Genomic DNA, 8369 nt, shown 5'->3' with positions numbered 1-8369 from the left:
CGCTTAGGGGTCGAGGTTAGACTTCTAGCTTCGCCAGAGTGGTATCTCACCGGATGGCTCCAGTTTCCCCGCAAGGAAACCTTCCACGCCTCCCACCTATGCTGCGCAAGCGAAGCCCGAAGCCAATTCCAGGCTACAGTAAAGCTTCATAGGGTCTTTCTGTCCAGGTGCAGGGAGTCCGTATCTTCACAGACAATCCTATTTCGCCGAGCCTCTCTCCGAGACAGCGCCCAGATCGTTACGCCTTTCGTGCGGGTCGGAACTTACCCGACAAGGAATTTCGCTACCTTAGGACCGTTATAGTTACGGCCGCCGTTCACCGGGGCTTCGGTCGCCAGCTTTACCCCGCAGGGCTGACCGACTTCCTTAACCTTCCGGCACTGGGCAGGCGTCAGCCTCCATACAGCGTCTTGCGACTTGGCGGAGACCTGTGTTTTTGGTAAACAGTCGCCTGGGCCTCTTCACTGCGACCCCCCATCAGGGGGCACCCCTTCTCCCGAAGTTACGGGGCCATTTTGCCGAGTTCCTTAGAGAGAGTTAGCTCGCGCCCCTCGGTTTTCTCAACCTCCCTACCTGTGTCGGTTTCGGGTACAGGGAATTGAAGCTTATGGCGGTTGGGGCTTTTCTTGGAAGTTCGATCTGTACCACTTCGACCTCGTAAGGTCTCGTACTCGTGCCTTAACTCCCGACGTTTTCGCCGTCGGTCTTCGTCTCGAACACTTGAACCGGTAACCAACTTCCGGCTGGTCTCGACCCGCTCCGTCCTCCCGCGCCAACTTCAATCCGTACGGGAATGTTCACCCGTTGTCCATCGACTACGCCTTTCGGCCTCGCCTTAGGTCCTGACTAACCCTCCGCGGACGAACCTGCCGGAGGAACCCTTAGGGTTTCGGGGCATTGGATTCTCACCAATGTTTGCGCTACTCAAGCCGACATTCTCACTTCCCCGACGTCCACACCTGCTCTCGCTAGTGCTTCTCCCGTCGGGGAACGCTCCCCTACCAACGATTGCTCGTTCCACAGCTTCGGTAGACCGCTTAGCCCCGTTCATTTTCGGCGCCAGAGCGCTTGACCAGTGAGCTATTACGCACTCTTTCAAGGGTGGCTGCTTCTAGGCCAACCTCCTGGTTGTCTTTGCACTCTCACCTCCTTAATCACTGAGCGGTCATTTGGGGACCTTAGCTGGTGGTCTGGGCTGTTTCCCTTTCGACGATGAAGCTTATCCCCCACCGTCTCACTGGCCGAGTTCTTGACGAGTATTCTGAGTTTGTCTCGATTTGGTACCGCTCTCGCAGCCCGCACCGAAACAGTGCTTTACCCCTCGTCATCATCTTCGACCGCTGCGCCTCAACGCATTTCGGGGAGAACCAGCTAGCTCCGGGTTCGATTGGCATTTCACCCCTAACCACACCTCATCCGCCGATTTTTCAACATCGGTCGGTTCGGACCTCCACTTGGTGTTACCCAAGCTTCATCCTGGACATGGTTAGATCACCCGGGTTCGGGTCTATTAAACGAGACTGTTAACGCCCTGTTCGGACTCGCTTTCGCTCGGGCTGCGGCTCTTTGGCCTTAACCTAGCCTCGTCTAATAACTCGCCGGCTCATTCTTCAACAGGCACGCGGTCAGACGTTTAATCGTCCTCCCACTGCTTGTAGGCTAACGGGTTCAGGTTCTATTTCACTCCCCTGCTCGGGGTTCTTTTCACCTTTCCCTCACGGTACTGTTTCTCTATCGGTCACGTCGGAGTATTTAGCCTTACGAGGTGGTCCTCGCTGATTCACACGGAATTCCACGGGCTCCGTGCTACTCGGGATTCGGCTGAGGCGTTGGCGGTTTCGACTACGGGACTTTCACCCCCTCTGGTGCGGTATTCAGCCGCTTCGTCTACTGCCTCGGCTCTCGTTGTTGCCGTCCCACGACCCCGATGACTTAATGTCTTCGGTTTAGGCTGTTCCCGCTTCGCTCGCCGCTACTGAGGGAATCGATTTTTCTTTCTGTTCCTCTGGTTACTAAGATGTTTCAGTTCGCCAGGTTCGCTCGTTCCCGTCTATGGATTCGACGGGTCGTGCTTGGGGTTGCCCCATTCGGAGACCTCCGGCTCGATGCTTGTTTCCAGCTCCCCGGAGCGTTTCGTCGGTCACCACGTCCTTCTTCGCCTCGACGTGCCTAGGGATCCACCGTTAGCCCTTTGTAGCTTGACCACTTTTGGCTTTTCTAGGATTTTTTTCCCTATGCTTTTCTCTTGGTGTCTATGCTTTTTTCAAGGTTCTTTGCTGGCTTTCAATCCAGCAGTCCGTTTCTCTGCTCGAGTTGACGGGTGCTGTTTTGAATTCCCTTTGACTTTGATTCGTTAGGTGGAGGTAAGCGGACTCGAACCGCTGGCATCTGCCTTGCAAAGGCAGCGCTCTACCCACTGAGCTATACCCCCTCCGGTTCTAGGTGGGCCATCCTGGACTCGAACCAGGGACCTCACCCTTATCAGGGGTGCGCTCTAACCACCTGAGCTAATAGCCCTCGCTGCGAACCGCACGAAGAGTTTGACAGTTCTTTTTTGATCTTCCTTCTTTGACCTCGACCGACCTCGGGATGCTTTGGTTTGAGGGGCTCTTTTTGGCTCTCCCTGTTTCCAAAGTTGGGTCTCCCTTAAAGGAGGTGATCCAGCCACACCTTCCGGTACGGCTACCTTGTTACGACTTCACCCCAGTCATCAGCCCGGCCTTCGGCATCCCCCTCCTTTTACGGTTAGGGTAATGACTTCGGGCCTGGCCAACTTCCATGGTGTGACGGGCGGTGTGTACAAGGCCCGGGAACGTATTCACCGCCGTATGCTGACCGGCGATTACTAGCGATTCCTCCTTCATGCAGGCGAGTTGCAGCCTGCAATCCGAACTGGGGCAAGGTTTTCGAGATTCGCTTGCACTTGCGCGCTTGCTGCTCTTTGTCCTTCCCATTGTAGTACGTGTGTAGCCCAGGACGTAAGGGGCATGCTGACTTGACGTCATCCCCACCTTCCTCCGGTTTGTCACCGGCAGTCTCCCTAGAGTTCCCACCTTCGTGCTGGCAACTAAGGACGAGGGTTGCGCTCGTTGCGGGACTTAACCCAACATCTCACGACACGAGCTGACGACAGCCATGCACCACCTGTGTTCGCGCTCCCTAAGGCACCCCCAGGTTTCCCCGGGGTTCGCGACATGTCAAGCCCTGGTAAGGTTCTTCGCGTTGCATCGAATTAAACCACATACTCCACCGCTTGTGCGGGCCCCCGTCAATTCCTTTGAGTTTCACACTTGCGTGCGTACTCCCCAGGCGGGAGACTTAACGCGTTAGCTCCGGCACGGCCCGGGTCGATACAGGCCACACCTAGTCTCCATCGTTTACAGCTAGGACTACAGGGGTATCTAATCCCTTTCGCTCCCCTAGCTTTCGTCCCTCAGTGTCAGTTTCGGCCTAGCAGAGCGCTTTCGCCACCGGTGTTCTTCCCAATCTCTACGCATTTCACCGCTACACTGGGAATTCCCTCTGCCCCTACCGTACTCTAGCCTTTCAGTTTCCACAGCCTTTTCGGGGTTGAGCCCCGACCTTTGACTGCAGACTTGAATGGCCACCTGCGGACCCTTTACGCCCAATAATTCCGGATAACGCTTGCCTCCTCCGTCTTACCGCGGCTGCTGGCACGGAGTTAGCCGAGGCTTTTTCCTCGGGTACCGTCAGTTCTTCTTCCCCGAGAAAAGGAGTTTACAACCCAAGGGCCTTCCTCCCCCACGCGGTCTTGCTCCGTCAGGCTTTCGCCCATTGCGGAAAATTCCCCACTGCTGCCTCCCGTAGGAGTCTGGGCCGTGTCTCAGTCCCAGTGTGGCTGCTCGTCCTCTCAGACCAGCTACCGATCGTTGCCTTGGTAGGCTTTTACCCTCCCAACTAGCTAATCGGACGCGAGCTCTTCTGTAGGCGGTTTCCTTTTTACCTCTCGGCTCATTGGGTATTAGCTGTCGTTTCCAACAGTTATCCCCATCCTTCAGGTAGATTCTCACGCGTTACTCACCCGTCCGCCACTGACTTCCGAGGAAGTCCGTTCGACTTGCATGTGTTAAGCAGACCGCCAGCGTTCATCCTGAGCCAGGATCAAACTCTCCGTGTTATCCTCTTGTTAATGAGGACGGAAGAGCTGATTTGCTCTTGGTTCTTTGAGGTCGTTTTTCAGACCTCTTTTTAGTTATTTTGACGAGGTTTTTGTCGGTCAATCCGACTGTCAAACTCTTGTGTTGTCTAGGTTCGGTCGCTCGGTCGCGGCGCGCTGCCGCTTTCGAGCGCTTTACTAATCTAGCAATCCCCTCTGCCTCTGTCAACCCTTTTTTGAAAAAAAATTTTGTGGGCGATTCTGAGGACTGATTTCTCTTGCCTTGAGGGAGATTTGGGGGAAAATGAGGGATGAAGATCTTGGTTGGTTAGGATATCGGAACGTGAATTTTCAGTCTCTTGTTGCGACCTTAAATCAGTTTTGGAGCGATCGCGGCTGCCTGATCGCGCAACCCTACGATATGGAGAAAGGGGCGGGAACGATGAATCCCCATACTTTTCTGCGGGCGATCGGGCCGGAACCGTGGTCGGTGGCTTACATCGAACCGTGTCGCAGACCGACAGACGGTCGCTATGGAGAAAACCCCAATCGTTATCAGCACTATTACCAATACCAAGTTTTACTCAAACCCTCCCCCAATAACATCCAAGAGATTTACCTCGATTCTTTAAGAGCGTTGGGAATTGCGCCGGAGGATCACGATATTCGCTTTGTGGAAGATAACTGGGAAGCACCGACCGTGGCGGCGTGGGGCGTGGGTTGGGAAGTCTGGCTTGACGGGATGGAAATCACCCAGTTCACCTATTTTCAACAATGTGGGGGAATTGATTGCCGTCCGGTATCGATTGAAATCACCTATGGATTGGAGAGATTGGCGATGTATCTCCAAAATATCGATGCGATGGCCAAGATCGCTTGGACTGACGACATTCGATATGGCGACGTTCACTTGCAAGGGGAAATCGAGCAGTGTACTTACAACTTTGAGGCGTCGAATCCGGAATTGCTGTTTACTTTATTTGGGCTGTACGAACAGGAAGCCCAACAGTTGGTCGATCGCGGGTTAGTTTTACCGACTTTGGACTACGTTCTCAAATGCTCCCACACCTTTAACTTACTCGATGCGAGAGGCGTGATTGCGGTGACCGAACGGACGAGATATATCGGTCGGATCCGTCATTTAGCAAGGCGGGTTGCCCAACTGTACTTAGAACAGCGAGAAGCCTTGGGATTTCCCTTGCTCAACAGTTCTACCGCGACGGAAACGGCATCGGCAGCATAAAATTGCACGATCGCCGCCATGTAGCGCTCACTTCCAAGCTCATTAACCCGTCTCCACTCAAAATCACCCATTACCCATGGATCTCACGCAAATCCTCGAACCGATCGCCAGTCAGTTTCGCAACCTAGGCATCCCCGAACCGATCGTCCATTGGGGCCATCCCCTGATGATGGGGATTGTCGTCTTCGTCATGGGCAGTTATGTCGGCTGGTCGGGATGGCGCGCCCGGGTCGTCGGCGAAGGCGAAACCGCCGTACAAAGTCGTAGCGACCACCGCAAACTCGCCCCGTGGATGTTCTTATTCATGGCATTAGGCTACACGGGAGGATTGCTCTCCTTAGTCATGCAGCGCGAACCGATTCTAGAAAGTCCTCATTTTTGGACCGGATCGATCGCCCTCATCTTATTAGGCATTAACAGTATTCTGTCCCTCAACTTTGGCGACGATCGCCCCAAACTGAGAACCGCCCACGCTTACTTAGGGAGTATCGTCCTCGGTCTGATCGTCCTCCATGCCTTACTCGGCTTAAAACTCGGCTTATCCCTGTAACCGAGTCCGTATGACCCTCAACCCTTTCAAATCTTAGAGGAAGCGACGCCCGATGACTGCTGCGCCCCTTATCCTTCTGTGTTTGGCCTATATTGCCGGATTGCTCGCCAGTGCAATTCCTGGAGGTCGATACGGACTGCTCGTTTTAGGAATAGGAGCGGGAATCGGCGTCTTCCTCAAACTTCCCGGGTATCTTCGGTGTTTGAAAGCAGGTCTCAAGCCTGCCTTTTTTATTGCTGCGGGCGCCCTTGCCTTAATCGCCGCCTTTTACTTACAACTGCGCCTCCCGCAACCTCAAACCGACGACATCAGCCACTATATCGCCCCTCCCACGGGGATTGGCGAACAACCCGCCGTCACCGTATTGGGAAAAGTCACCAGCACGCCGCGCTTGACCCGATCCAATAAGGTGCAATTTTGGTTTGACGTGACCCAACTCAACGAGTTAGTCGGTTCCGCAGAGGCGATCGCCACCGTTCGTCCTTCCAGTCGCACCCAACCCGTCAGTGGCAAGTTATACGTTACCGTTCCCTTGCTGCAAGGGACGGGAGTGCATCCCGGACGCAGACTGTCAATTTCCGGCGAACTCTACAAACCGGAAGCGCCGAAAAATCCCGGGGCGTTTGACTTTCAAGCTTACTTAGCCAGTCGGGGCAGCTTTGCCGGACTGCGAGGGGAACAAGTCTATTTTCTCTCGGAAACGAGGGAGGAAGGCTGGGGCTTGTGGCGCGTGCAACGGCGGATCGTGCGATCGCAGGTTCGGTGGTTGGGAGTTCCTCACGGCCCGTTAGTCAGCGCGATCGTCTTGGGACGGCGGGTAGTGGATTTGTCGATCGAGGTGCGCGATCGCTTTATTCAAGTCGGATTGGCCCATGTTTTAGCCGCTTCCGGCTTCCACGTCGCCCTGATTCTCAGTTTAGTTCGCTTGCTGACCCGCCCGTTGTCCGAACGGCTCCAATTTGGTGCGGGAAGCGCAGTTTTACTGTTATATGTCGTCTTAACCGGGGGATCGGCATCGGTATTGCGGGCGGCGATTATGGGATTTGCCGCCTTGCTGGCGCCGTTATTGCAAAAACAAGTCAAACCCTTGGGTTCGTTACTGTTGGCGGCAACGATTTTGTTATTGCTGCAACCGGGTTGGATTTGGGATTTGGGCTTTCAACTCAGTTTTTTAGCGACCTTGGGGCTATTGGTGACGGTACCGAGCGTTGTAGAGCGCTTGGATTGGCTGCCCGTGACGATCGCCTCGGCGCTAGCAGTACCGATCGCGGCGACGATCTGGACGCTGCCCCTACAACTGTACGTCTTTCATGTCGTTTCTCCTTATAGTATTGCGGTTAATTTAATGACGACGCCGTTAGTGTCGGCGATTACAATTGGGGGCTTTATCAGCGCGATCGCCGGAGCTATCTGGCCCTTGGCGGGCAGTGCGTTGGCGTGGTTGCTCTACTATCCCGTGGAGGGATTGCTCGAAATTGTCGCATTTTTCGCGAATTTGCCCGGAAATTCCGTGTCAACCGGGGCCTTATCGATCGCCCAAGTGGTTTTACTCTACACGACGATCGCCGCGATCTGGGTGATTCCGTGGCTGCAGCGTCAACGGCGCTGGGGATTGGGAGTGCTGTTCGCGATCGCCTTGGTGGTGACGCCGACATTGCACGCGAAGGCGACAGTGGTGCAAATGACCGTGTTGGCGACCCCGCGCGATCCGGTGTTGGTGATTCAAGATCGCGGACAAGTGGCGTTAGTCAACAGTGGCGACGATCGCACGACCCAGTTCACGATTTTGCCCTTTTTCCGCCAGCAGGCGATCGCCCGTCTGGATTGGGCGATCTCCACTGCTCCCGTATCGAGCAATACAGGCTGGCACCAACTGTTCGATCTGCTCGATATTGCTTTATTTTCGGCCCCCGAACCTTCGCCGGAGGAGGGCGATCGCCTCTCCCACGAAGCCATCTTGCACGATTTGGAACAACTTGAGGGCAGTTACGAACCGTTACGAGAGGATGAAACCCTTAAATTTGGCGCGATCGCCGTCCGTCCGATTTCGTTCGAACCGATGGTGGTGGAATTGCAATTTGACGGTCAAACTTGGTTGTGGTTGGGCAATCTCGACCCTTCCCAACAAAATCGCTGGTTGGGAGCGGGAATTCTGCCAGGATCGCGTCCGGAGTCGTCTTTAGACGTGTTGTGGTGGTCGGGAGACCAAGTGACGCCCTATTTGCTCGATGCCTTGCAACCGGAAGTGGCGATCGCCGCTTCGGAGGAGATCGATCCGGCGACGGCGACCCTATTAGAACAAAAAAATATCCGCATTTACATTACCGGACTCGAAGGCGCCGTCCGATGGACTCCCACTCAGGGCTTCGAGTCCCACGGGGCGATCGCCGAAGACCGAATCCCTTGGATCTAGGCGCGCGATCGAGGTTGAGAAAATCTGAGAAAATTCCAATTTTGGC

The 8369-nt window shown here is 54.8% G+C and carries 3 protein-coding genes, 2 tRNA genes and 2 rRNA genes (1 of these 7 only partly in view); 3 read left to right on the top strand and 4 right to left on the bottom strand.

Features of this window, described 5'->3' with window-relative positions; all coding sequences use genetic code 11:
- From JJD41_RS08990 to JJD41_RS08975, 4 genes are all read right to left on the bottom strand, one after another.
- Nucleotides 1-2204: ribosomal RNA gene (locus JJD41_RS08990) — 23S ribosomal RNA — on the bottom strand (it extends 685 nt beyond the left edge of the window).
- Between the two features lie 154 nt (nt 2205-2358).
- Nucleotides 2359-2431: transfer RNA gene (locus JJD41_RS08985), tRNA-Ala, on the bottom strand.
- A 12-nt stretch (nt 2432-2443) separates the two neighbouring features.
- Nucleotides 2444-2517: transfer RNA gene (locus tag JJD41_RS08980), tRNA-Ile, on the bottom strand.
- A gap of 131 nt (nt 2518-2648) precedes the next feature.
- Nucleotides 2649-4138, bottom strand: a 16S ribosomal RNA gene (locus tag JJD41_RS08975).
- Together the 16S and 23S rRNA genes with 2 tRNA genes alongside form the textbook arrangement of a ribosomal RNA operon.
- 322 nt (nt 4139-4460) lie before the next feature.
- Here JJD41_RS08975 and glyQ point away from each other — a divergent pair.
- From glyQ to JJD41_RS08960, 3 genes are all read left to right on the top strand, one after another.
- A complete protein-coding gene (gene glyQ / locus JJD41_RS08970) occupies nt 4461-5360 on the top strand; it encodes a glycine--tRNA ligase subunit alpha (protein WP_200665616.1) in 900 nt (299 codons plus the stop codon).
- Between the two features lie 76 nt (nt 5361-5436).
- Nucleotides 5437-5910, top strand: coding sequence for a DUF4079 domain-containing protein (locus tag JJD41_RS08965; RefSeq protein WP_200665615.1), 474 nt, complete (start codon nt 5437-5439; stop codon nt 5908-5910).
- Between the two features lie 52 nt (nt 5911-5962).
- Nucleotides 5963-8323 carry a ComEC/Rec2 family competence protein gene (locus JJD41_RS08960; protein ID WP_200665614.1) on the top strand — a complete coding sequence of 787 codons (2361 nt, stop codon included), beginning with the start codon at nt 5963-5965 and terminating at the stop codon, nt 8321-8323.
- Nucleotides 8324-8369 lie beyond the last annotated feature (46 nt).

The organism is Oxynema mangrovii CENA135, from assembly GCF_016632315.1.
GTDB classification, from domain to species: Bacteria; Cyanobacteriota; Cyanobacteriia; order Cyanobacteriales; family Laspinemataceae; genus Oxynema; species Oxynema aestuarii.
The sequence above is the reverse complement of the archived record's forward strand: the minus strand, read 5'-3'. Positions and strand labels throughout refer to the sequence as shown.

Coding starts and splice junctions, on each gene's coding strand:
- JJD41_RS08965 (WP_200665615.1), top strand. CDS start 5,437: ATGGATCTCACGCAAATCCTCGAACCGATCGCCAGTCAGTTTCGCAAC.
- JJD41_RS08960 (WP_200665614.1), top strand. CDS start 5,963: ATGACTGCTGCGCCCCTTATCCTTCTGTGTTTGGCCTATATTGCCGGA.